The sequence below is a fragment of the Clostridium sp. AF35-15 genome (assembly GCF_003477745.1).
Lineage (GTDB): Bacteria > Bacillota > Clostridia > Lachnospirales > Lachnospiraceae > Otoolea > Otoolea fessa.
Map to the genome: position 1 here is coordinate 47,315 of NZ_QUDY01000006.1, position 23,744 is coordinate 71,058.

Consider the following 23,744-nt stretch of genomic DNA (forward strand, 5'->3'; position numbering starts at 1 on the left):
ACGAGGAAAAAATGAAACAGAATGAAAAAAATGAAATAGCAGTTGAAGTAAAGAATGTAACAGCCAGATTTAATATGGCTTCTGAAAAGATAGATAATCTGAAAGAATATTTTATTAAGCTTGTAAAGCGAGAATTAATGTTTGAGGAGTTCCTTGCATTAAAAAACGTATCATTCAGTGTAAAAAAAGGTGAGTCCTGGGGAATCATAGGAATCAATGGCTCTGGAAAATCGACGTTGTTAAAGGTGATCTGCGGAATTTTAAAACCATATAAAGGAACAGTAACGGTAAACGGAACGATTGCTCCTTTAATTGAATTGGGCGCCGGTTTTGATGGTGATTTGACAGCCAGGGAAAATATTTACTTAAATGGAGCTGTTTTAGGGCATGACGAACAGTTCATGAAAGAGCATTTTGATGAAATAGTAGAATTTGCAGAGCTGGAAAAATTTTTAGATATGCCGATTAAGAATTATTCTTCCGGTATGGCAGCAAGACTTGGATTTGCGATCGCGACGGTGGTTAAGCCGGATATTCTGATTTGTGATGAGGTTCTTGCGGTTGGCGATTATGCGTTTCAGCGAAAATGTGAGAAAAGAATGAAAAAGATGCGAGAAGAAGGAACGACACTTCTGTACGTATCTCATTCGATGGAATCGGTTCGAAAAATCTGTGACAATGCTTTGTGGTTAGAAAAAGGAGTTGTCAGAGGTTGTGGAACCGTCCGTGAAGTATCAAGAGCGTATTTAAACAGCTTAAGTGGAAATAAAGGAGAGATGAAGGAAAAGGAGAAGGAAAATCCTTTTACTGATGAGACCTGCAGCTCACTGAGTATTTTCAGCGCTCCGGAGGCGAAAAGAGAAGGAACAGGACTGGTTCATTTTACTTCGATTGAACTGCTGGACAAAGAAGGAAAATCCAGTGCTTGTTTTGATACCGGAGATAAGATAACAATTCGTTTTCAATATGCAAGCAGAACCAAAAATATGCCGTTAAGTTTTGCATTTGGAATTGTTACAAAGGAACATACACCAGTTTATCGGACATCAACCGCATTGGAATATAAAAAAATGATTTTATCTGAGCATTGCGGAGTCATGGAATGTCATATTGATAAAAATTATCTTTTGGATGGTCAATATTATTTGGAAGCACGTATATGGGGAGAAAATTTAGTTCTTCATGACAGTCTGACAGATTTTATTGTGTTGGATATCAAGACAGCTGAGCGAAAAGAGCATGGATTTTTGGTAATGCCGCATGGATGGAACACATATCCAATAAAGTCATTTTTTGATCCGGAAACAAAATTCGGTTTTGAAATAACAGAACAGCAGAAAAAAGTATGGGCGATTGAATTGGAGATGGCAGATCGCCTGCTGACGGTGTGCAGGGAAAATAATTTAAAAATCTTCGCAGATGCAGGAACTATGTTGGGAGCAGTGCGCCACAAAGGATTCATTCCTTGGGATGATGATATGGATTTTGCAATGTTCCGGGAAGACTATGATAAGTTATGTGAGATTGCTCCCAGATATTTCACAGAACCGTATTTTTTTCAGAATGTGTACACGGATAAAAAGTATGTACATGGACATGCTCAGATTCGAAATAGCTATACAACTGGAATCCTAAGCGTAGAAGAAAGACAGAATAAAGAATTTAATCAGGGTATTTTTATCGATCTGTTTGTTTTAGAGAATGTTTCAAATGATGTACAGGTTGTAGAGAAGCAGAGAAGGAACTGTGATGTATTAAAGCAATTTATTGTTGAAACGACAGATGGAAGAGAATTTGAATGGCCGGAGGATTTTGAAATTCCAGAGGAGTTGAAAGAAAATCTGAGTACAGACAATTGCTGGAAATATATAGATGATATGTTCCGGTCAGTCAAAGAGAAAGATGCAGATAAGGTGGCACCTTTAAACTTTATTTTTGATACAGAAAAGAGAATCAGAGACCGCCATATGTATGATGAGACAATTTGGATGGACTTTGAATATTTGAAAATGCCGGTACCGGCTGGGTATGACGCATATCTGACAAATAGGTATGGAGATTATATGACGCCTCAGAATGTATCGAATACGCATGGAGGGGTAATTTTCGATACAGAGATGGATTACAAGGAGTATCTAAGTAAACTGAAATGCGATGAAAATTAGTATAAAGGGATTGTTTTATGCAGAAAAAGAAATTCAAAATCGGGTATACAACAGGCACCTTTGATTTGTTCCATGTAGGGCATTTAAATATACTGGAAAAAGCAAAGGAAAATTGTGAATACCTTGTTGTAGGTGTAAGCACAGATGAACTGGTAAAAGAGTATAAAGGAGAATTTCCCATTATTCCTTTTGAAGACAGACTTCGTATTGTAAAGTCATTGAAATGTGTAGATCAAGTAATTCCGCAGAAAACAATGAACAAGCTGGAGGTATTAACGGAAATTAATTACAACGTTTTATTTCATGGAGACGATTGGAAAAATACGAAGATGTACAATGAAATAGAAGAAAAGTTGAAACAAAAAGGAGTTTCGTGTGTTTATTTTCCATATACAAAATCAGTTTCTACAAAAAGTATTAAAGAAAAAATAAGGGAAGAATATAAAGGCAGCGAAAGATGAAATGTTGGAAATACATATTAATGTTATGCGGATGCTGTGTATTATGTTCCTGCAGCAAACCAACTCAGGAAGCTAAATTTTATGACTATAATGTGATTGCTCATGCTGGAGGGGGAATAGATGGAAACATATATACAGATTCGTTAGAAGCACTCAATCAGTCCTATCAAAATGAGACAAGGCTATTTGATATTGATTTGAGATTTACTTCGGATGATGAAATTGTACTGAGGCATGACTGGACACAAGTAGACTTAGGGCAGCCTGAATTTGAATATTTACAGCAGATTGAACGCCAGCCGAGTGAATATCTTCAAGAGCAGATACCAAGAGAATACCTGCCGACTTTAGAACAATTTAAACAAGCTCGCATCTTGTCAAAATATACACCGTTATCATTCAGAGATGTTGTAGATTGGATGAAATCCCATTCGGACGCGTATATGGTTTTGGATGTAAAAGAGGATGCAAAAGAAACATATACGTGGATTATTGAACATTTTAAAGAAAATGATGAAATGCTGAATCATTTGGTTGTTTCTTGCTATGATGTCCAGGACTTAGAGGATGTATTAAAAATATATCCATTTAAGAATATTATGTTAAGACAGCATGCAGTCTATCCAGACAAGTTTGATGAATTGCTTTCGAATTGTAATAAATACAAAGTTAAAGCAGTTAATATAAACTTACAATATGCTGATGATGAGAAAATAAAAGATATTAGGAGAGCTGGAATCAAGATTTTTTGGGCGGTGGAAAATGACTTTGAGGAATATAAAAGTAAATATTTAGGTGATGGAGTTGTGAGCGATTGGATTACGGAAGATGAAATAGGTAATGTGATAAATAAATGATATTGTGCTGATGTGATCAGTGCTTTATATGAAAGTGCAAAGATTTTGATAATGAGGTAAGTTATAAAGGAGAAAAAATGGCTTTAATATCAGTAATAATGCCGACTTATAAAGTCGAAGAATATTTTCAACAATGCATTGAGAGTGTATTAAATCAAACGCTAAAAGATATCGAAATTATTCCAGTTGATGATGGTTCGCCTGATAAGTGCGGAGAAATAATGGATTATTATGCTGAAAAAGATCATCGTGTAAAACCTATTCATCAGAAAAATGGAGGTTACGGAAAAGCTGTTAATAGTGGATTTGATAAGGCTTCAGGAAAATATGTTGCAATTGTTGAAACAGACGATTTTATTGAGCCCAATATGTTGGAAGTTTTATACAAAGCAGCTGAAAAACATCAGGCCAATGTTGTTAAGGCGGGGTTTAAAAAACTATATCAAGATGGTGGAAGTTGTGAAGTAAAACCCCCATTTCCTTTTTATGAGCCTGAGGTGATAGTAGAGCCATGTTATTCTAACGATTTGATGTTAATGGAATCATCTATATGGGCGGCACTTTATCGCAGAGATTTTTTAGAGAATAATCAAATTAGAATGATTGAATCGGCTGGAGCAGCGTATCAAGATGGAATTTTTAAATTTATGATATATTCATCCACCAAAACAGTTGTGTGTATACCTGATGCGGTATATGACTATCGAGTTATGACAACAAATTCTTCAAGTAAATCATCGAAGAACTGGGATGCAGAATTTAAGAATTATGCACAGATAAAAAAATGGCTGATGGAGCATAAAAAATTTGAGATTTTTAAAAATGCTTTTTATTTGCATGGGTATTTTGATTTTTTGTTCCATTATAATCGTTTGGATGATAAAACGCAAAAAAAATTTTTAGAGAAGGCAAAAGAATTTTATAAAGAGGGAAAAGAAGCTGGAGTTGGATTAGATAATGCACGATTCCAAAGATGGGAAATGCGAGATTATTACTATAAAACTGTATATCCATTTTTAAAACAATTTGAAACAGGGATAGTTGTAAATGAAGATGGTCGTAGAAAACATGATTTAACGAAAAATATTCTAAGGGTCATGTATCATACAAGAATGGGTGATTTTATATGGACAAAATTTAATCAATTCATGCATAGACCTTTTATATGGAATAAATTACATGAGGGAGAAGTTCAAATAGATGGTAATTCAAATCGATTATATTGCATGGATTTTGATACAGGAATATTTGAATTAGAACCTGTGGGAGAAGGGAAAAAAGCACTTGTAATTGTGCCATGGTATTCTGAAAATGCAGCAATTCATAACATTGAAAATATTGCCGAAATGTTAAAAAAGAGAAAATATCAAATGCATTTGTTTTTGTATTATAATGAGTTTAGACCTGATAATATAAATAGAAAAGTTTGGGATAGAGTTTTTTATCAACATGCATCAAATCCATATTTTTCGCATACTAATGTTTCACCTAATTGTGCGGATGGGGATTATATAGATGATTGGGTTGATGATGAATTTTTACAATCGATAGTCCGAATGAATGAACATTATCATTACGATCTTTGCATGGCAAATTATTTATTTTATTCAAAAGCATTTGAGGTTTTGCCAAATGCAAAGAAAGTATTATATACACATGACAAATTTACAAAACATAATGAATCATTAAAAAAAGCGGGTTTTCCAGAGTGGAGTTTTTGGTTTGGGGTAAATACGGAAAGAGAAGAAGCACGTGCACTTAAACGGGCAGATATTGTTTTGGCATCACAGGAAGACGATGCAACGTTTTTTAGAAAAATAACAAATTATCAAACGAAGGTAATTACATATCCATTCGTTCCTGCATGCCATTATATTGATGAAAAAAGGAATGATAATAAATATGAAGAAGATTTAATAAAAGTAGGATATTTGGCTTCTTCAAATCCGCCTAATTATTTTGCTATTAAGAAATTAATATCGGATCTTGCAAATAACAAAAAAATACAATTAAATATTGCGGGTGGGGTTTGTAATATGCTTTCATCATTAAAGGTTCCAGATAATATAAGAATTTTAGGATATATTGATGACTTGAAAAAGTTCTATTCCTCATATGATATATACATCAATCCTGATACTTTTTATTCTGGATTGAAGTGTAAGACATTAGAAGCAATGTCATATGGAGTGGCTATTATTTGTACAAAAATTGCAGCAACTGGACTTGGATTAAAAGAAAAATATCATCAATTAGAAAGTGAAAAAGAGTGTGCTAAATATCTTATGGAACTTACAAATTATGAAGATGATGTTCGGAAAAAGACTATTGATGATATTAGAAAAGAGAGTATTCATCAATACAATTTATTTATTGAAAGATATCCATTGGATAAACTAATGGATGATATTCTAAAAAGCTAATTGTCTTCATAAAATATGAAGTTTGAATTTATATAGGAGAAAATTATATGATAATTACAAAAACACCATTTCGGATGTCTTTTTTTGGCGGTGGAACAGATATCCCAGAACATTTTTATGAAAATAGAGGGGCAGTTTTATCTACGACGTTTGATAAATATTGTTATGTAAATGTCCGTCATTTACCGCGTTTCTTTGAATATAAAACACATTTGACGTATTCGAAAATGGAATATGTAAATGAAAATAATGAGATAAAGCATCCGGCAATTCGAAATGCAATGAATATGCTTAATATGCATGAGATACGTTTAGTATATGAGGCAGATTTGCCAGCTAGATCGGGACTTGGAACAAGCAGTTCTTTTGCGGTGGGAATGTTAAATGCTTTTTATGCATTAAAGGGTAAATATGCGGATAAAAAGAAATTAGCAGATGAAGCTATTTATTTGGAGCGAGAACTTTGTAAAGAGGCAGGCGGATGGCAAGATCAAATAGCTGCGTCATTTGGAGGTTTGAATCGGATCGATTTTTCTGGAAATGAATATGATGTAAGGCCAATTGTGATTTCACCGGAAAGGAAGAAACAATTAGAAAATAATTTGTTGTTATTTTTTACTGGTTTCACGCGATTTTCTTCTGAAATACAAGCAGTTAATAATGTGGCTGCAAAAAGTAAATCAGAATATCTTTCAGAAATGTATGATTTGGTAGATGAAGCGGAACAGGTATTGGTAAATAAAAATAGAAATATTGATGATTTTGGAAAATTGTTAGATACTACATGGAAGTTAAAAAAGCAAACGGGCTCGAAGATATCTACTTCTTCTATTGATCGATTATATGAACTTGGAATAAAAGAAGGTGCTTTTGGAGGGAAACTTTTAGGTGCTGGAGGAGGCGGATTTCTTGTTTTTTATGTTCCGGAAGAACGACAAAGTAGAGTGAAAGAAGCAATGAAAGATTTGGTACATGTCCCATTCAAGTTTGAAGAGGGTGGTACAAAAATTATTCATTATACACCAGAAGAATACACAGAGACAAGATAAAATAGTGAAAGCTATTAATAAAAAGTATGAAGAAAAAGTTTTAATATTTTATTTATAGACAGAATTGTGTACATGCTTTGTGTGTGCAAAAGTAAAACGTATAGGAGAATGAATGAAAAATAAGTGTGAATATATTGAATTGTGTAGGTTTGTTGGCGCAATTATAATATTATGTCATCATTCATATACATTGATGGATCGTACGATTTTTTTGGGAGGATGGGCATTTGTAGAGTTCTATTTTATATTAACGGGATATTATACAACGAGTCATTTTGTCAAAAAAATGGAAAAACATAAAGTTGAGTACGATGAAATGTTTTTTTATGTAAAAAGTAAAATAAAAAAATTGTATCCTTATGCAGTAGGGGGGGGTGCTGTTCAGCTTTTTGAATGTTATTACAAAATGCTCTGAAAATGACAGAGGCGTAGCTTCCTTTTCATTAATATATAATTTATTATTGTTAAAAGGAAGTGATATAGCAAATTCTTCTTATACCTATGATCCACCTTTGTGGTATATTACGCATTTGATTTTGTTTTTGCCGTTGATTATAATTTTAATGGTCAAAAATGAAAAAATTTATAAGTATTTTTTATGCTGGTTTATTCCTATTATGTTATATTCATTGTGCATGGATTATATGAAAAAAATTGCAATTTGGGAAGGCGGAATATTTCAGTGCTTTAGAGGAATCGCTGGATTGACTGTTGGAAGCGCATTGTTTTATATGACAAGATATTATAAAGAAAAAGATGATTTCCCTAAAATGTTATTTCGTATAGCGAGTGTGATTGGATTTATAGGCTTTATTTTTATTACTGTTTTTTTTAGAAATGGTGGAATTGATATTTCAGCGGAGATAATTGCCTATTTAATTATAGTGATGTTTTTTACATTAATGAATGATGAAAATTATATAAAAAATAAGCATATTTATTCGATATGCATTCATTTGGGTGAATTGGCACTTCCAATTTATTGCATCCATTATCCTATTCAAGATTGGATTCAAAGATTATTTCCTTTAAATGGATATTGGTTAAAATTAGGAATGTCAATCGTTTGGTCGGTAATGATTTCAGAATTGATGCTGTTAGTCTGTAAAAAATGGGGAGAACAGAAGAGAATAGTTCAGAAAGAAACAACTCTGTAAATTTGCATCTTTATAGTTATGGAGGAAAACATGAACACAACCCTCATCATCATGGCTGCCGGTATAGGTTCCCGTTTTGGAACCGGTATCAAGCAGCTGGCTAAGATGGCTCCGAATGGAGAGATTATTATGGATTTTTCGATTTACGATGCGAAGGAAGCTGGTTTTACAAAAGTTGTATTTGTAATTCGGAAAGCCATTGAGAAAGAATTTAAAGAAGTGATTGGAAATCGCTTATCTAAGGTTATGCCTGTGGAATATGTCTATCAAGAGTTAGAAGACTTGCCTGAAGTCTATCATGTTCCAGAAGGACGAGTAAAACCATGGGGAACCGGGCAGGCAATTCTGGCTTGTAAAGATGTTGTGAAAGAACCATTTGTGATCATCAATGCAGATGATTATTATGGGAAAGAAGCTTTTTCGAAGCTTCATGAGTTCCTGCTTTCTGGAAATACAGATGCGGATAAGATAAATCTGGCAATGGCAGGCTTTTCTTTAAAGAATACGCTGAGTGAAAACGGAGCGGTTACCAGAGGTGTCTGCGTGGCAGATAAGGCGGGATTCTTGAAAGAGGTCGTTGAAACGACGGGAATTCAGTGTGTAGATGGAAAAATCCAGTGTGATAATGCGAAGGTAAGCAAATGGATCACACCGGATACGATGGTATCCATGAATATGTGGGCCGGATATCCGGATTTTTTGCGGTACATAGATGAAGGATTTGCCAGATTCCTTGATGCATTAGGGGAAAATCCGGAGAAGAAGGAGTATCTTCTCCCAAATATTGTGGCGGAATTGCTTGAAAAGAAGTTAGCTTCCGTAAAAGTTTTGAATACGCCGGACAGATGGATTGGAATTACTTATAAAGAAGATATAGAACCGGCGCAGGAGGGATTCCGACAGATGATAGAGAGTGGATTATATCCGGAAAATTTGTGGGATTAGGATAAAGTAAGAACAAATGAAATTAGAGAGAAACAGGATGGTTGAAGTTTTATTTTACACAGCCGTCCTCACCAAACAATTCTACCTTCTCCCCAGCGGCAGCATCGGCATCGCGGATCTGTTTTTCGCCTTGTCCGGTGCCCTGGCGCTTATCATGGCGTGGAGAAGTGGTAAGAAAATCTGGTATCAGGAAGATTTTCCCTGGGTGGTCTTCCTGATATTTGCAGCTGTCATTAATGGCATTTATTTTGTTCGGACAGGAAAAGGAAGTTTTCCGTTACATACGCTTTATTGGATTTATTCTGCATTCCTGATCTGGGCGTTCCGGACACTTTATTCGGATTCGTTTATGCGGGGACTTTGCTGGATATGTCGGATCAATCTGGTGTTTCAGACAATTGTTTTGATTTCCGGACGAGGACGCTATTTTCATGAGAGCTGGGGCGGTTCTCGGTTTATGGGAACGTTTAATGATCCGAACCAGTTTGCTTTTTTCATCTTTACGATGATTCTGGTGCTTTTTATGGAATACCGGCGGAAGGCAGAGTATACAGTCAAGACACGGATTGCGTGCTGGGGAATGTTTTTTTGGGGAGTTCTTCTGATTGGAAAAGCAAAATCAACCGGTATGTTTGTGGGACTGCTTGCCTTTTTTGTAATACTGGCATGGCAGTTTTTCTGGGAAAGATGCACGCACTCAAAGTATAAAAAACTCTGGTGGTTCGGCGGGGCAGCTGTTGTAGTGATGCTGGCGCTGGGCGTCTATCGGATCTGGCCAGGGGCAAATTTTGATGTTTCGCAGACGGATTATACGCTTCTTTCCAGAATCCAGCAGAAAATATGGAAGCTGGCAAATGGAAATCTCTATGATCTGCTGTATGACAGAAGTGCGGAGCGGCTGGTATTGACGCCTCAGTATTTGTTTTATGGAGCGGGAGAGGGTTTTTTTGAACGTTTTATTCCGTATGATGGATTTGAGAAGCTTCTGAGTCCGGGCGTGTTTGATGTTTTTCATGTTAATGAGATTCATTCCAGCTTTTTTGATGTCTGGTTTTCGTATGGACTGATTCCTACCACATTTCTGGTGTATTGGATTGTGAAAAATGTGATTCGGTGTGAGAAAGCGCAGAGGGCGGCGGTGCTGGCACTTCTGGCAGAGAGTTTTACGCTGATGAACTGCAGGCAGCCGTTTTTCTGGTTTGTTATTGTGATGGCGGGGATGTCTGGGAAGAAGGGAAGAAGGACATGAATTTGAAACATCAAAAGTTTGTTAAAAAAGGATGTTATTCTGCTTGCATCTCCTGTAAGGATATGCTACATTTAACATAACAAGCATATATTTTTCTTTACCACATTTCATATATTTATCTATATTCTAAAAATAATCTAAGAAAATCTTATGCTTATCCAAGTCAACAACAATTGAAGAGCAGGAGATTTTCAAAGGGTTAAAAGAAAAGTGGAAATTCTCCTGCCAGAAGGGAGAATGAATGAGAAGTAGGAATTCTGTAAAAGTGAAGCGGAATCACAAGGATACGCTGTTTCGGATGATTTTCAGCACGAGGGAGAATCTGCTGAGTCTTTATAATGCGGTGAATCATTCGCATTACACAGATGCATCGGAGCTTGAGATTGTGACGCTGAAAAATGCGGTTTATATGAACATGAAGAATGATCAGGCGTTTCTGCTTGATATGCAGCTGAACCTTTATGAACATCAGTCCACCTGGAATCCGAATATGCCGCTGCGCTTTTTGATGTATGTGGCAAAGGAGTACCAGATGCTGGTGCGGAATCAGACGCTTTATGCATCGGCGCTGGTAAAGGTGCCGACACCGCATTTTGTTGTGTTTTATAATGGGGAGACGGAGCAGGAGGCGGAGACGATTCTGAGGCTGTCGCATTCGTTTCAGCAGAAGACGGATAAACCAGAGCTGGAATTGATGGTAAGGGTGTTGAATATTAACCTTGATAAGAAACAGGAAGTGTTGGAGGCGTGCCAGCTTTTGAAAGAATATATGCTTCTGGTGAATAAGATTCGTAGATATACGGATGAGTATAAAGATATTAATCAGGCAGTCGAACAGGCAGTGACGGAGTGTATCGAGGAAAATATACTGGCTGATTTTTTAAGAAAGAATCGGGCGGAGGCGATTGAAATGTGTATTTTTGAATATGATGATAAGCGGGAGAAGGAGCTGATCCGGAAGGCGGAGTATGCGGAAGGTATGAAAGAGGGAGAAAGGATTGGACGGGAAGCTGGAAAGAAAGAAGAAGCCGAACGGATATTTAATATTTACCAATTATTTCGCGCGAACTACACGGAAAACCAGATTAAAGAGAAGCTGGGGATGAATGTAGAAGAAGTACGGAAAATTTTGGAACGATTTAAATGATTTTTAGCTTAGACGGGAGTGTCTTTCGGAGGGAGGGCACTCCTTATTTGAATACGAAAGTTATGACAGATGCACCGTTGGATATGGAAATGCGGAAACGGTATTTGGGAATGTTCTGGGGCAGTTACTGTTCACGGGTAGGCACTTTTGGAACAGAAAGTGCCGTAAGAAAACGTGGTGGCAGCAGGAATTTGCCGTATTTGAATGCGAAGCCACAGCAAATTCCGTTACTGGGCACGCATGCGTGAACAGTAACTGGGGCATAAAATAAGAATGTAAAAGAAATAAATTCTTCTTGCATCCTATATGCGGATATGCTACATTTATCTTATCAAGCATATATTTTTCTTTATCAGCAATTTAAGCGGTATCTAATATTCTAATTTTAATCTGAGAAATCTTATGCTTATCCAAGTCAACAACAATTGAAGAGCAGGAGATTTTCAAAGGGTTAAAAGAAAAGTGGAAATTCTCCTGCCAGAAGGGAGAATGAATGAGAAATATGAATTCTGTAAAAGTAAGGCGGGATCACAAGGATACGTTGTTTCGGATGATTTTCAGTACAAGGGAGAACCTGTTGAGTCTGTATAATGCGGTAAATCATTCACATTATACGGATGCAAAAGAGTTGGAGATCGTGACGCTGGAAAATGCAGTTTATATGAATATGAAAAATGACCAGGCATTTTTGCTGGATATGCAGTTGAATTTGTATGAACATCAGTCAACCTGGAATCCGAATATGCCGCTGCGTTTTCTGATTTATGTGACGAAAGAATACCAGATGCTCATTCGGAATCAAACGCTGTATGCGTCAACGCTGGTAGAATTGCCGACCCCACACTTTGTTGTATTTTACAATGGAGAAGAGGAGCGGGAAGCGGAAAGTGTTCTGAAACTGTCACATTCATTCTGCCAGAAGGCGGATGAACCGGAGCTGGAATTGATAGTGAAGGTATTGAATATTAATCTGGATAAAAAACAGAGGATTCTGGAAACTTGCTGCCTGTTGAAAGAGTATATGCTTTTGGTTGACAAGATTCGTAAATATGCAGCAGAGTATAAGAACATAAACCGGGCAGCAGAGCAGGCTGTGACGGAATGTATTGAGGAAAATATACGGGCTGATTTCCTGAGAAAGAATCGAACGGAGGCGATAGAGGTGTGTATTTTCGAATATGATGAGAAACGGGAAAAGGAATTGATTCGGAAGGCAGAGTATGCGGAAGGTAAGAAGGATGGATTGAAGGAAGGGCAGAAACAGGGTGAAGAACGGGTGTTTGAAATTTATAGATTATATCGAGATAAATATACAGAAAACCAGATTGCAGAACAGATGAAGATAGATGTGGATGAAGTTAGGCATATTTTGGAAAAGTTTAAGGAATAGGTGCGGCGGTTGGTTATACATATGCGGATCCGCTGGATAACTGGACGGATGCGCTTATGATTGGAAATGCCTGTTATCAAAAAGAAGATGTCAGTGCCCTGAACTGCGTTGCTGCAGCCTACCGACCAGATTACCAGAATGAAGATCCAATATTCTTATATCCATATCGTGTTTACATACCGGGCACTGGCAGCAGCGGTGTGCGCGTGGAGTGGAATGTGCATGGTAAAAATGGAGTTTGTGTTTTATAGATAGTAGTGTGCTAAAATTTTAGGAGAGGGTAAAACGCGAAAAAGAGCTCTAAACGAAATAAGGATGGAAGAAATCACCCTCCAAAGTGAATTCTTCCATCCCTTTTCTTTACTCTTTTACAATCCGAAACTCCCTCCATTTTCCACTCCGGTAGCGCATCACAACTACGAAGCAGGCGATCAGCCATGCGGGCGGCATGCTCACATAGTAGCAGCGGAAGCCAACCGGGGTGAGCGCCAGCAGGAAGGAGAGCGCGAGGCGGATGCCCAGGTTGATGAAGCCGGAAGCTGCCGGGATCTTGACATCGCCGGCTCCCTGCAGAAAACCGCAGGTGATGTTGGTGATCGTGCTGGTCCAGATGAAGAACATCAGGATGTCGAGATGTTCCTTTGCGCGCCGCAGGGACTCTCCGGTGATGTTGAAGATCTGGAGAAGCGGCCGGTCAAAAAGCAGAACTACGATACTGATGGAGATACTGATCAGGACGCCCATCAGGATGGTGGTGCGGTAGCCGCGGCGGGCACGGTCCAGTTTTTCAGCGCCGATATTCTGTCCGGCGAAGCTGGAAATGGCGACGTTAAAGCTCTGGGACGGGATGTGCGCGAGCTGTTCGACCTTCAGCATGGCAGCGTAGCCCTCGATGCTGGGAGCGCCGAAGGAGTTGATGAGACGCTGCAGGATGAGGAAGCCGATTGAATTGACGCCCGTCTGCAGCATGATCGGAATACTCAGGCGCATCAGCAGCGCCCCCTGTCCCTTCCAGGCGTAGAGATAACGCCGTTTCGGCAGCAGATCCGGGAAAATGTGCCGCAGATACAGGAAACTGGCGATGGCGGAACCTGCCTGTGCGATCACGGTCGCGGCAGCCGCGCCGGAGACACCCATATGAAAGATGGAGATAAACACACAGTCCAGCACGATGTTCAGGGCGGCGGAGATCATCAGGAAAATGAGTGCGCCGCGCGAATCACCGTGTGCCCGCAGGATGCCATAGGTAACATTGTAGAGCAGCTGGAAAATAATTCCACCGCTGTAGATCAGAAAGTATGCCATACTGTCGAAACGCATTTCCTCCGGTGCCTGCAAAAAACCGAAAATAACTGGACGGGCTGCCAGAAAGCAGGCGGCGGTTAAAAATATACTTGCGATTATGGCAATCAGATAGGAGACGGAGATGGATTCCTGTATGTCTGTCTCTTTTTTGGCACCGAAATACTGGGCAACTGCGATGTTGACACCGGCACCGATGGAGGTGCAGATGGCGGTCAGAAGCCAGATCATGGAGCTGGTTAGTCCGACGGCTCCAAGGGCGGTTGCGCTGATGAGGTTTCCGACGATCACGCTGTCAGCGAGGTTGTACAAAACCTGCAGCAGGTTTGCCCCCATGATAGGCAGGGAAAAGAGCAGGATGGAGGACCATTCCCGCCCTTCGGTCATATCTTTTTTCATATGTATAAAACTCCTTTGATACAGCTAAAATCATGAGTTTAGTGTAGCATAGAGGATGGAAAAAGTAAAGAGAACGGAAAGCGCTTGTCAAGTGGAAAGAGGAGGATCTATAATAGAATAGATTTAATGTAACTGTTCAGTAGGTCTGCGCATTTACTGCGCTGACCGTACGAAAACATGGGTCAGCAGGCAAAAATCCCATTGCCATAGGCAATTTTTAATGGATTTTTGCGCGTGACTGTGAGGGGACTGAACAGTTACGATTTAACGAATATTAAGAAAAAGGGATGAGGAAATCTTGAATCACAACATGGAAATGACGGAGAAACCGACGGGAAGCGGGGTAGCACGGTGGAGCTTCTATCTGATGGGGCTTCTGATTCTGGCGATGGGGCTTACACTCAATACCAAAGCAGGACTCGGAGTGTCGCCGATTATTTCACTTTCGTATGCAGCGTCCGTGATCTGGAACCGGAATTTTGGTGATATGACCTTTGTCCTGTATGGTATCTTTGTCTTGATTCAGGCGGCGATTCATCTGCGGGAGAAAGGAGAAGCAGGACGCAGCTTGCTTATGAAAGATGCTCTGCAGTTTCCATTGAGTATTGCATTTACAAGATTTCTGAATGTATTTTCAGCGTGCATACCGCCGCTGGAAGAATGTGGACCGGCGGCTTCTGGACTTTTAGGACGCATGGGCGTGCTGGTGCTTGCCCTGACTTTTACAGGCGTCGGCGCAGCGATGTCCCTGTCAATGCGGCTGGTGCCAAATCCGGGTGATGGTCTGGTGCAGGTGCTGGCGGACACCTTTGGAATCGACACAGGTCTGATGAAGAACTGTGTCGATGCAACCTGTATCGTTTTGTCACTGCTCATGGGACTTTTGTTTGCGGGAAAACCGGTGGGAATCGGCATTGGAACGGTCTGTGCTGTCATGCTGGTGGGGCGCGTGATTGCGCTGTTTCATCATATTTTTGGAAAGGCGATGCTGCAGGCGGCTGGACTGGAAAGTGGCAGGAACTGACAGAGTGTGTGGAAAAAGGTGTGCGAAAGATAAAAGCAGCCGATTTTTGAGTGAAATTCAGATACATAAAATAATAGGAGATAAATAAGATGAAATTGAGAATGAAGCGGAAAGCAATGGTAGTATTGGCAGCAGGCATGTTGATGAGTGCGGCAGCTCCGGCGGCTGCGATGGCGGCGGAGAAAGCGACAGGACCGGCGCTTACGGCAAGCTACAACGGGGATGTAAATACACTGGAGGCGGCGAAGGATGCAACGCAGCTGATTGTGGTGATTGGCAACCGCCAGGATCCGGCGAAGAGCCGTCTGGACTGGTATAAACGCGATGCAGATGGAAAACTGGTGCAGGTGATGTCGAAAGAAGCGGTCAGCGGCATGAACGGTATCACGATGCAGAAGCAGGAGGGCGATAAGAAGACGCCGGCGGGTGTGTACCGCTTTACGATGGCATTTGGCCTGAAGGCAAATCCGGGAACGATTCTGCCGTATCACCAGATCGTGGACGGCGATTATTATGTGGATGACGGAAACAGCCAGTATTATAACAAGCTGGCAAATACGAAGCAGGTACAGAAGGACTGGAATTCGGCGGAGGATCTGATGGCGCAGGCGCCGCAGTATAATTATGGCCTGGTACTGGATTATAATCCGGAGTGTACACCGGGAAAGGGATCGGCGATCTTTCTGCATTGCCCGAAGAGCTGGAATAATACGGGAACTTCCGGATGCATCAGTATTCCGGAGGAAGATATGAAACAGGTTGTGTGCCAGGTGGATACCGGGACGAAGATTGTGGTGGTGCAGGATGAGAGCGATTTAGCAAATTACTAATTAGATAGGCTGTGAGAGTCAGATCTCATTTGGGGATTTTTATCTGGAAGCAGATAGGAACCCCCAGATGAGTTTTTTTGTTTCATAGGACATAATTTCCTAATGAAACCCAAAAACGCCGGACAATATCCGGCGCTCAGGTGTCTCAAAATATTTGTCCCTACGTTGGCATTATCCAAATCAGGTTTTGGGTCGAAACTTTTGGTTCCCTCTCAGCCTGCATCACAAGCTCCCCATTATCGAAATGAATTGTAGCATGATTTGGAAAAAAATAGCAATGGCAACTCTGGTTTTATGATTTATTTGCCCCGCCCATCTGCCGGCTCAGCATCCGCAGCATTTCCGCCTGCCGTTTCTGCGCTGGGGGCATTTGGTCTGTCAGGATCGAAAAAAGAGTGTCCATTTCTGAGGTTGAGAATTGCGGGGAACCGTTGCTGCCCCGGAGACTCATGAGAAGCGGCAGAAGCTTGTCTTGCGGCGTGTTTCTTGCCTGATCGGCTAACTGTTCCATCTGTTTTATTTTGTCTGGATCCATGGAGCGGAGTCTCGGATCCTGTTTCCAGTTTTGAAATTCCATAGTGTGTGCCTCCTGTCTGTTTGAAGTGGATGTGCCAGATGCACGGTCTGTGGTTTTTTTCTGTCTGCGGGAATATTCGGCTTGCGGGTAAAGGACAGATGCCGGAACTGCATCAGAATTGGGTGAATCATTCTGGATATCTTGCGAAGTCGGAAAGGATGCTGTCTGCGGCATATTTTGCCAGTAGGATTCATAGAGGCGGGAACCTTCGATAAAATTTAAGACCAGATCGATCGAACTTTGCTCTTCCTCTGTGCCATACGGCTTGATCGCTTTCAGCATATCAACCGGCGAATCCTTGTCGCGTTCGCCCACCGAGCAGATTCCGATCTCACCGTCGGCCGGATCAGCAAATAGCTGCATCGTCTTTTCTAGTTCGCGGAATTTCACAAACAGGGAGAAAAAACGCTGTTCCGGGATGTGAATATAGGGAAGCGCCGCCTTGACAAGCTGCATATGTGGGAGTGAGGTCAAGCGGTCTAACTCGGTCATTTTGAGAGAAACATCTTGGTTCACGAAAAAAACCTCCCAAATCTTTGTCTCAATATATGCAGATGAGAGGAAAAAAAGACGTTTTGGTTCACGGGTAGGCACTTTTGGAATCGAAAAAGAACGGGAATGTTTAAAGAAAAAAAGCTCCGGGACAGGAAAAACCACATATAGTATATTATAAAAAATAAGAAAGAAAAGGATTCAGAGCTATGAACACCCGGCTGATCATTGATGGAAATGCCGTTTATGAAATAGATGAAGACTGTCTCGCCTGCCGCGGACGGCGGACTGGATGCAGACGCTGTGTGGAACCGGGTTCCCGCACCCGGGGACGAAGCACGCCTTTACAGAAATTGGAACCTGCCAGTGAAAAATCACAAACTCACAAATAAAGAAAGATGTGGTATAATGTAAAGAAAGAAATTCCCCTCATTCCAGCCTGCCCAGCCACTTCCTCATGAGGTGTCAGGGAAAGCTGGAATGGGGATACCGTAGCAGAGCTCCAGAGTCCTAAGACAAACTGGCTCACAACAACATTGCATCAGGAACTGAAAGGACGAATCCATATGAACCCATATAAAATCATGCTGGTAGATGACGAGGAGGAAGTACGGACAAGCATCATACGCAAAATCGACTGGCAGGATGCCGGATTCGAGGTGATCGGGGATGCGGAGAACGGGAAGGAAGCGCTGGAAAAGATCGAGCAGAATGAGCCGGATGTTGTGCTGACAGACATCCGGATGCCATATATGGACGGGCTGGAGATGGCGGAGAATATACGGCAGAGATATCCGTCCATCAAGATCGTGATTTTTTCTGGTTTTGATGAATTTGAGTACGCCAAAAAGGCGATCAAGCTCAATGTGATCGAATATATTTTAAAGCCGGTCAATGTCGAAGAGCTGACGGCGATTTTAAAGAAAATCAAGAAAAATCTCGATGAGGAGATCGAGCAGAAGCGGAATGTTACCCTGCTTCGGGAAAGTTATATCAAGAGTCTTCCGGCGATCCGGGAACATTTTTTGAATGACCTGATTCACGGCGGCATGGAGGAAGCGCAGATTGAGGAAAAACTGAACGAATATGCGATCGACGTTGCGGGTGCGGTCAAATGGGTGATTGCGGCGATCCATCTGGAACCGGATGAGAAGGTGGACAAGGCAGTTTCGCTGCATCAGCAGCGGGAGCTGATTCCGATTTCCGTCCGCAATCTGATTGAGGAAAAACTGGAAGGGCAGTATCGTTTTATTGTGTTCCACTCTTCCTTTGAGACGATCCTTCTGGTGGCGATCGACAAAGACAATACGCAGACCGGACTGATTGCCCTGCTGGGCGATATCTGCAAGGAGACGAAGAAAATTCTGGAGGTATCGGTTACGATCGGCGTGGGTGAGAGCTGCAGTTCGCTGACGGATTTAAGCCGCCCGTGCCACACGGCACTCAATGCACTCGGTTACCGTGCGATCACAGGTTCCGGCGGTGTGATCTGCATCGGCGATATGGAGCCGTCCGGGCATGAAAAACTCCGGTTCGACAGCCGGATGGAGTCGGAGCTTATAGCGGCAGTCAAGTTTGGACCGAAGGAAAAGATCCGTTCCGTGATAGACGGGATTGTGAGCCGGATGGAGGATGCGCGGGTGCATTACCGCCAGTATCAGGCGTATGTGCTTGCGATCATCAATGTGCTGACACAGCTCTCCCAGCAGTATGATCTGCGGATCAGCGAGATGTTTGGCGTGGAAAATGATTATTTCGAGATTCTGGGGCGCGTCCAGAAGATGGAGAATGTCCGCCCGTACCTGACCGAGGTGGCGCTCAAGATGAATGCCGGAATGGAAGAAGAGCGGAGCAATACGACAAAAAACGTGATCCGCGAGGCGAAGCAGTACATTCAGGACAATTTTCAAGATCCGGAGCTGTCGGTGGAGAAGATCTGCCGCCATCTGCATATGAGCCCGGCGTATTTTTCAACGATGTTTAAGAAGGAGACGGGACAGGCGTACATCGCCTATCTGACCGATGTCCGGCTGGGGCGCGCGGTCGAGCTTCTGATGGCAACTGACGACAAGACGTATATCATCGCGGAAAAGGTCGGCTACCCGGAGCAGAACTATTTCAGTTACGTATTTAAGAAAAAATTCGGTGTTTCCCCGACGCGGTACCGCACGGCACACCGGAGCGGGGAGGCATAATGGGTAAAAAAAGGACGATCTGGAAGAAAAAGCTTTTTGACGACGCCAGCATCCGGTCTATGATCTTTATCTATTTTACGATCACGGCGCTGGCGGCGAGCGTGCTGATCTCCCTGTCGCTGTACCAGAGAATGTCACGGCAGGTCACGGAAGTAGTACAGGAGGAGAGCCAGAACCTGATCGCGCAGGTGGGGCGCTCTGTGGAGTCGTACCTCCGCACGATCATGAAGCTGTCCGACTCGCTTTATTATGGCACGATCAAGAATGCCGATCTGTCGAGCCAGTCGCTTGGAAGTGAATTTACGCTTCTCTACGATAATAATAAGGATAATGTGGAGAATATTGCCCTGTTTTCGGAGGATGGGGCGCTTCTGGAGGCAGTCCCGGCGGTGCGTCTGAAAAATGAGGTGGATGTGACGCAGGAAGAATGGTTCCGGAGCGCCTTAAACCGGACGGAAAACCAGCATTTTTCCCTGCCGCACGTACAGTATGTGTTTGACAATGCGGAAAATCAATACCGATGGGTCATTTCGCTGTCCCGGGCGGTCGAACTGACACACGGAACCTCGACCTCTCAGGGCGTCCTTCTGGTCGATATCCGCTATTCGAGCCTGGAACAGCTCTTTGGCGGCATCACGACGGGGCGCGGCGGTTATTTCTATATGATCAGCGGAAATGGCGAGATTCTTTACCACCCGCAGATGCAGCTTCTGGATTCCGGCTGGGTGCAGGAGAACAATGGACAGGCAGCCGGCTATTCGGACGGAAATCATGAGGAGATATTTGCCGGAAAAAAGCGGATGGCGACGGTCAAGACGATCGGCTACACAGGCTGGAAGGTGGTCGGGGTGACGCCGGAAAATGCCGTGTCGCTCAACACGATCAAAACCCGGCTTTTTATCGTATTTGTCATTGCCCTCATTTTGTGCATTCTGGCTCTGATTAACTCTTATATTTCATCGAGGATCACGAATCCGATCCGCGAGCTGGAAAAATCGGTCGGCGTCCTGGAGGCGGGCAATTTAAGCGCACCGGTGTACATCGGCGGTTCGTATGAGATCCGCCATCTGGGAAAATCGATCAGTGATATGGCGGGTCAGATCCGCCTCCTGATGCAGGATATTGTGCGTGAGCATGAGGCGAAACGCAAGCAGGAGTTTGATACGCTGCAGTCGCAGATCAATCCGCATTTCCTCTATAATACGCTCGATATCATTGTCTGGATGATTGAAAATGAGCAGAAAACGGAGGCGGTCAAGGTGGTGACGGCGCTGGCGCGGTTCTTCCGTATCAGTTTAAGCCGCGGCAAGAGCTTAATTACTGTGAAGGATGAGCTGGAACACGTCCGGAATTACCTGATGATCCAACAGATGCGGTTTAAAAATAAGTTTACTTATACGATCGAGTCAGATGATGAGGTTTTGGAACTTGCAAGTTTAAAACTGATGCTGCAGCCGCTGGTGGAGAATGCGATCTACCATGGCATGGAATATATGGACGGCGACGGCGAGATCTTCGTGCGCGCCTGGCAGGAGGAAAAAGAGCTGTATCTGGAGGTGCGGGACAATGGGCTTGGCATGACGGAGGAACAGGTCGGGAACCTCTTTACCGATACGGCGCACGTGGCATCCAAGCGCGGATCCGGCATCGGGGTACGCAATGTCAACGAGCGGATCAAGCTGTATTTCGGCGCGGAATATGGTCTTTCGATCGAGTCGGAGCCGGATGAGGGAACCGCGGTGAAGATTCATCTTCCGGCAGTGCCTTACGAGAAAGTGCTGGAAGAGAAGAAAGTGTAAAAGTGGGGGCGACAGATCAATGCGATATGGAGTGAGAAAAAAAAAGGAGCTGGTGCTCTGGGGAATCCTGTGTGTGGGACTTATTTTGCTGTATCTCCTTTCCTCCACGGATTGGATCATCAAGGAAAAAGAGGTGGAGGTCTACCCGGTGTCCCTGATTATCAGCGATACTTCGGATGATGATTACGTCAACTTCCGCAAGGGCGTGGATCAGGCGGCGGTTGAGTATAATGTAGATGTCAGCTTTATTACCCTGTATGAAAAGGATAATCTGGCACAGCAGATGGAGCTGGTGCGTCGGGAAGCGGCAGACGGTGCCGGGGCAGTGATACTGGAGCCGGTTGATGAGCTGGAATGCCGCCAATATCTGGAAGAAAATACATATGGAACGCCGATTATCCTGCTGGGCGAATTATCACCGGATGAGGAGGTCAAGGGGGCGGTTCATATGGACTGGACGGCAGCCGGGAGAAAGCTTGGCGAGGCGATTACGGCGGAACAGAGCTCCGATCTTCCTGTCTGGATCTTTGCAGATAACCCATATATCGGCAAGGCGGGGGAGATGAAACAGGGGCTGACGGAGGTACTGGAAAAACAGGGCTTTTCCTATACCATTGTGCCGCGCGGCACCGATGATACTTACCGTTCCGTCATTGAAAAAACAGTTTATCCGGGCAGCGGCACGGCGGTGGTGGCGGCACTGGATTTCGCCAGTACAGCGGAGGCGGCGGAGATTGTCGGCGGAAGCAGCGTGTACGGAAAATACATTTCCGGGCTGTACGGCGTCGGGATGATGCCGTCCCTGCTGGATCAGCTTGACAAGGGGACAATCCGGGGGCTGGTGGTGACAAACCAGTTTGACGCGGGCTATTTTGCGGTCAAAAAAGCAGTGCAGGCGATTGAAAAAGAGCAGGAGAGAAGCCAGCTTTCACTGGAATCCTACTATATAGAGAAGGATGAGCTGCGGTCAAAGAAATATGAGAAGATGCTGTACCCGATTGATTAAAAATCTGGGAAGGGGGTATAGAGAAATGAAAAAAAGCGGAAAAAGCATTCAGATGGCGCTGGCACTTCTGGCAGCGGGCACACTTCTTTTAAATGGATGCAGCGCGGCAAAACCGGCAGAAAAAAAGAGCATCCGTATCGGCGTGACGCTGTACCGGGGCGACGATGCCTTTATCAACAATATCCGTTCCAGTCTGGAGGAAAAGGCGAAGGAATATGAACAGCAGACGGGCATCAAGGTTAATCTGGAAATCATGGATCCGAAGGGAAACCAAAATACGCAGAACAGCCAGGTAGATCGTTTCCTTTCTCTGGAATACGATGCGATCTGTGTTAATATGGTGGATCGCTCGGCAGCATCGTATGTCATCAACAAGGCGATGGATGTCGGGACGCCGGTCGTATTTTTCAACCGCGAACCGGTCGAGGAGGACATGAAACGATGGGAGCACCTCTATTATGTAGGGGAGGACGCGCGGGAATCGGCGGTTCTGCAGGGAGAAATTCTGGTGGATGCGTATCAGGAAAATCCAGGCAGTCTTGATTTAAACGAGGATGGAACCGTGGGATATGTGATGTTGGAGGGCGAGCGCAGCCATCAGGATTCGCTGATCCGCACAGAGTGGTCGGTACAGACGATGCGCGACGGAGATATTCCGCTGGAAAAACTGACCGGTGGTTCGGCAAACTGGGATCGGAGCCAAGCGGCGGCACTGATGGAACAGTGGATCCACCAGTTCGGGGATGCGATCGAGGTGGTGATCTGCAACAACGATGAGATGGCGCTCGGAGCCGCTGAGGCGCTTGAACGCGCCGGTGACATAAGGGGCGTGAAGGTGGTCGGCATCGACGGGACTCCGCAGGGAATCGAGGGGCTTAAGAGCGGAAAACTGTATGGAACAGTCCAGTGCGACAGCGACGAGTATGCAGAAGTGATTTTTGAGATAGCTGCCGCCGAGGCACTTGGTCAAAATGTACAGGAAAAGGTCGAATTAGAGGACGGAACCTATTATCAATGCAGTCAGAACGCGTTGACGGTTGCTGATTTACCATAAAATCCAACAGTTTCACACCGGAAAAATAAGAATATGTGAATAAAATCACAAAGAATCTAAAAAAAATTTATATAAGAACCAAGAAAATCATATGGAAAAGTGTACAAACGATCCGTATAATAAAGGTGTCGATAAGAAAAAATGACGAATCGGCGAAACTGTATAATATGTGTATGCGGAAAATTTAACTGTTCGGTGGATCCGGACAGCACAAACGGATACG

Annotated in this window: 20 protein-coding genes, 1 pseudogene and 1 riboswitch; of the genes and pseudogenes, 19 read left to right on the plus strand and 2 right to left on the minus strand. The window is 42.9% G+C overall.

Annotation, left to right across the window (positions count from 1 at the left end):
• Nucleotides 1–11: 11 nt before the first annotated feature.
• The 13 genes and pseudogenes from DWZ76_RS15460 to DWZ76_RS15065 all read left to right on the plus strand — a co-directional run.
• Nucleotides 12–734: pseudogene (locus DWZ76_RS15460) on the plus strand (ABC transporter ATP-binding protein); the annotation flags it as partial.
• A gap of 42 nt (nt 735–776) precedes the next feature.
• A complete protein-coding gene (locus tag DWZ76_RS15465; RefSeq protein WP_333549103.1) occupies nt 777–2,165 on the plus strand; it encodes a LicD family protein in 1,389 nt (462 codons plus the stop codon).
• A 17-nt stretch (nt 2,166–2,182) separates the two neighbouring features.
• Nucleotides 2,183–2,626: an adenylyltransferase/cytidyltransferase family protein gene (locus tag DWZ76_RS08540; RefSeq protein WP_118467362.1), complete on the plus strand. Its 444-nt coding sequence runs from the start codon at nt 2,183–2,185 to the stop codon at nt 2,624–2,626.
• Nucleotides 2,623–3,483: a hypothetical protein gene (locus DWZ76_RS08545; protein ID WP_147353093.1), complete on the plus strand. Its 861-nt coding sequence runs from the start codon at nt 2,623–2,625 to the stop codon at nt 3,481–3,483. Before DWZ76_RS08540 ends, DWZ76_RS08545 begins: the two co-directional genes overlap by 4 nt.
• Nucleotides 3,484–3,560: 77 nt before the next feature.
• Complete coding sequence (locus DWZ76_RS08550) at nt 3,561–5,906, plus strand: glycosyltransferase (protein WP_118472433.1); 2,346 nt, start codon at nt 3,561–3,563, stop codon at nt 5,904–5,906.
• Between the two features lie 47 nt (nt 5,907–5,953).
• Nucleotides 5,954–6,955, plus strand: coding sequence for a kinase (locus DWZ76_RS08555; protein WP_118467368.1), 1,002 nt, complete (start codon nt 5,954–5,956; stop codon nt 6,953–6,955).
• 112 nt (nt 6,956–7,067) lie between these two features.
• Entirely contained in the window at nt 7,068–7,370 is a 303-nt protein-coding gene (locus DWZ76_RS08560; RefSeq protein ID WP_118472434.1) for a hypothetical protein, read from the plus strand.
• Complete coding sequence (locus tag DWZ76_RS08565; RefSeq protein WP_182431299.1) at nt 7,345–8,112, plus strand: acyltransferase family protein; 768 nt, start codon at nt 7,345–7,347, stop codon at nt 8,110–8,112. The genes DWZ76_RS08560 and DWZ76_RS08565 overlap by 26 nt, the downstream gene beginning before the upstream one ends.
• 30 nt (nt 8,113–8,142) lie before the next feature.
• Nucleotides 8,143–9,057: a sugar phosphate nucleotidyltransferase gene (locus tag DWZ76_RS08570; RefSeq protein WP_118472436.1), complete on the plus strand. Its 915-nt coding sequence runs from the start codon at nt 8,143–8,145 to the stop codon at nt 9,055–9,057.
• A 37-nt stretch (nt 9,058–9,094) separates the two neighbouring features.
• A complete protein-coding gene (locus DWZ76_RS08575) occupies nt 9,095–10,306 on the plus strand; it encodes a hypothetical protein (protein WP_118467375.1) in 1,212 nt (403 codons plus the stop codon).
• Between the two features lie 241 nt (nt 10,307–10,547).
• The gene (locus DWZ76_RS08580; protein ID WP_117795045.1) at nt 10,548–11,453 is read left to right on the plus strand and encodes a transposase; all 906 of its coding nucleotides are present in this window, start codon (nt 10,548–10,550) and stop codon (nt 11,451–11,453) included.
• 493 nt (nt 11,454–11,946) lie between these two features.
• Nucleotides 11,947–12,843, plus strand: a complete 897-nt coding sequence (locus tag DWZ76_RS08590) for a transposase (protein WP_118472437.1) — start codon at nt 11,947–11,949, stop codon at nt 12,841–12,843.
• Nucleotides 12,844–12,899: 56 nt separating this feature from the next.
• A complete protein-coding gene (locus tag DWZ76_RS15065; RefSeq protein WP_146143927.1) occupies nt 12,900–13,094 on the plus strand; it encodes a hypothetical protein in 195 nt (64 codons plus the stop codon).
• Between the two features lie 109 nt (nt 13,095–13,203).
• Here DWZ76_RS15065 and DWZ76_RS08595 read toward each other — a convergent pair whose 3' ends face one another.
• A complete protein-coding gene (locus DWZ76_RS08595) occupies nt 13,204–14,544 on the minus strand; it encodes an MATE family efflux transporter (protein WP_118467380.1) in 1,341 nt (446 codons plus the stop codon).
• A 298-nt stretch (nt 14,545–14,842) separates the two neighbouring features.
• Here DWZ76_RS08595 and DWZ76_RS08600 point away from each other — a divergent pair, with 298 nt between their 5' ends.
• The gene (locus DWZ76_RS08600) at nt 14,843–15,568 is read left to right on the plus strand and encodes a DUF6198 family protein (RefSeq protein ID WP_243015206.1); all 726 of its coding nucleotides are present in this window, start codon (nt 14,843–14,845) and stop codon (nt 15,566–15,568) included.
• Nucleotides 15,569–15,657: 89 nt separating this feature from the next.
• Nucleotides 15,658–16,398, plus strand: coding sequence for a L,D-transpeptidase family protein (locus DWZ76_RS08605; protein WP_118467382.1), 741 nt, complete (start codon nt 15,658–15,660; stop codon nt 16,396–16,398).
• Nucleotides 16,399–16,538: 140 nt separating this feature from the next.
• Nucleotides 16,539–16,644, minus strand: a riboswitch (TPP riboswitch).
• A 46-nt stretch (nt 16,645–16,690) separates the two neighbouring features.
• On the opposite strand, the gene DWZ76_RS15300 is transcribed toward DWZ76_RS08605, so the two are convergent.
• Entirely contained in the window at nt 16,691–17,491 is an 801-nt protein-coding gene (locus DWZ76_RS15300; protein WP_233430273.1) for a hypothetical protein, read from the minus strand.
• 542 nt (nt 17,492–18,033) lie between these two features.
• On the opposite strand from DWZ76_RS15300, the gene DWZ76_RS08620 reads away from it, so the two are divergent.
• The 4 genes from DWZ76_RS08620 to DWZ76_RS08635 are packed head-to-tail and all read left to right on the plus strand — an operon-like array spanning nt 18,034 to nt 23,521.
• Nucleotides 18,034–19,662: a response regulator gene (locus DWZ76_RS08620; protein WP_118472438.1), complete on the plus strand. Its 1,629-nt coding sequence runs from the start codon at nt 18,034–18,036 to the stop codon at nt 19,660–19,662.
• The gene (locus DWZ76_RS08625) at nt 19,662–21,461 is read left to right on the plus strand and encodes a sensor histidine kinase (RefSeq protein WP_118472439.1); all 1,800 of its coding nucleotides are present in this window, start codon (nt 19,662–19,664) and stop codon (nt 21,459–21,461) included. Before DWZ76_RS08620 ends, DWZ76_RS08625 begins: the two co-directional genes overlap by 1 nt.
• Before the next feature lie 31 nt (nt 21,462–21,492).
• On the plus strand, nt 21,493–22,467 hold the full coding sequence (locus tag DWZ76_RS08630; protein ID WP_118472497.1) for a substrate-binding domain-containing protein: 975 nt from the start codon (nt 21,493–21,495) through the stop codon (nt 22,465–22,467).
• Between the two features lie 25 nt (nt 22,468–22,492).
• On the plus strand, nt 22,493–23,521 hold the full coding sequence (locus tag DWZ76_RS08635) for a galactose ABC transporter substrate-binding protein (protein WP_118472440.1): 1,029 nt from the start codon (nt 22,493–22,495) through the stop codon (nt 23,519–23,521).
• The last annotated feature ends 223 nt before the right edge of the window (nt 23,522–23,744 follow it).

What these genes read in the sequence shown, in the direction of transcription:
- DWZ76_RS15465 (WP_333549103.1), top strand. Translation starts at nt 777, where the DNA reads ATGAAGGAAAAGGAGAAGGAAAATCCTTTTACTGATGAGACCTGCAGC.
- DWZ76_RS08635 (WP_118472440.1), top strand. Translation starts at nt 22,493, where the DNA reads ATGAAAAAAAGCGGAAAAAGCATTCAGATGGCGCTGGCACTTCTGGCA.
- DWZ76_RS08550 (WP_118472433.1), top strand. Translation starts at nt 3,561, where the DNA reads ATGGCTTTAATATCAGTAATAATGCCGACTTATAAAGTCGAAGAATAT.
- DWZ76_RS08605 (WP_118467382.1), top strand. Translation starts at nt 15,658, where the DNA reads ATGAAATTGAGAATGAAGCGGAAAGCAATGGTAGTATTGGCAGCAGGC.
- DWZ76_RS08560 (WP_118472434.1), top strand. Translation starts at nt 7,068, where the DNA reads ATGAAAAATAAGTGTGAATATATTGAATTGTGTAGGTTTGTTGGCGCA.
- DWZ76_RS08620 (WP_118472438.1), top strand. Translation starts at nt 18,034, where the DNA reads ATGAACCCATATAAAATCATGCTGGTAGATGACGAGGAGGAAGTACGG.
- DWZ76_RS08580 (WP_117795045.1), top strand. Translation starts at nt 10,548, where the DNA reads ATGAGAAGTAGGAATTCTGTAAAAGTGAAGCGGAATCACAAGGATACG.
- DWZ76_RS08555 (WP_118467368.1), top strand. Translation starts at nt 5,954, where the DNA reads ATGATAATTACAAAAACACCATTTCGGATGTCTTTTTTTGGCGGTGGA.
- DWZ76_RS08625 (WP_118472439.1), top strand. Translation starts at nt 19,662, where the DNA reads ATGGGTAAAAAAAGGACGATCTGGAAGAAAAAGCTTTTTGACGACGCC.
- DWZ76_RS08595 (WP_118467380.1), bottom strand. Translation starts at nt 14,544, where the DNA reads ATGAAAAAAGATATGACCGAAGGGCGGGAATGGTCCTCCATCCTGCTC.
- DWZ76_RS08590 (WP_118472437.1), top strand. Translation starts at nt 11,947, where the DNA reads ATGAGAAATATGAATTCTGTAAAAGTAAGGCGGGATCACAAGGATACG.
- DWZ76_RS15065 (WP_146143927.1), top strand. Translation starts at nt 12,900, where the DNA reads ATGATTGGAAATGCCTGTTATCAAAAAGAAGATGTCAGTGCCCTGAAC.
- DWZ76_RS08545 (WP_147353093.1), top strand. Translation starts at nt 2,623, where the DNA reads ATGAAATGTTGGAAATACATATTAATGTTATGCGGATGCTGTGTATTA.
- DWZ76_RS08575 (WP_118467375.1), top strand. Translation starts at nt 9,095, where the DNA reads ATGGTTGAAGTTTTATTTTACACAGCCGTCCTCACCAAACAATTCTAC.
- DWZ76_RS08540 (WP_118467362.1), top strand. Translation starts at nt 2,183, where the DNA reads ATGCAGAAAAAGAAATTCAAAATCGGGTATACAACAGGCACCTTTGAT.
- DWZ76_RS08570 (WP_118472436.1), top strand. Translation starts at nt 8,143, where the DNA reads ATGAACACAACCCTCATCATCATGGCTGCCGGTATAGGTTCCCGTTTT.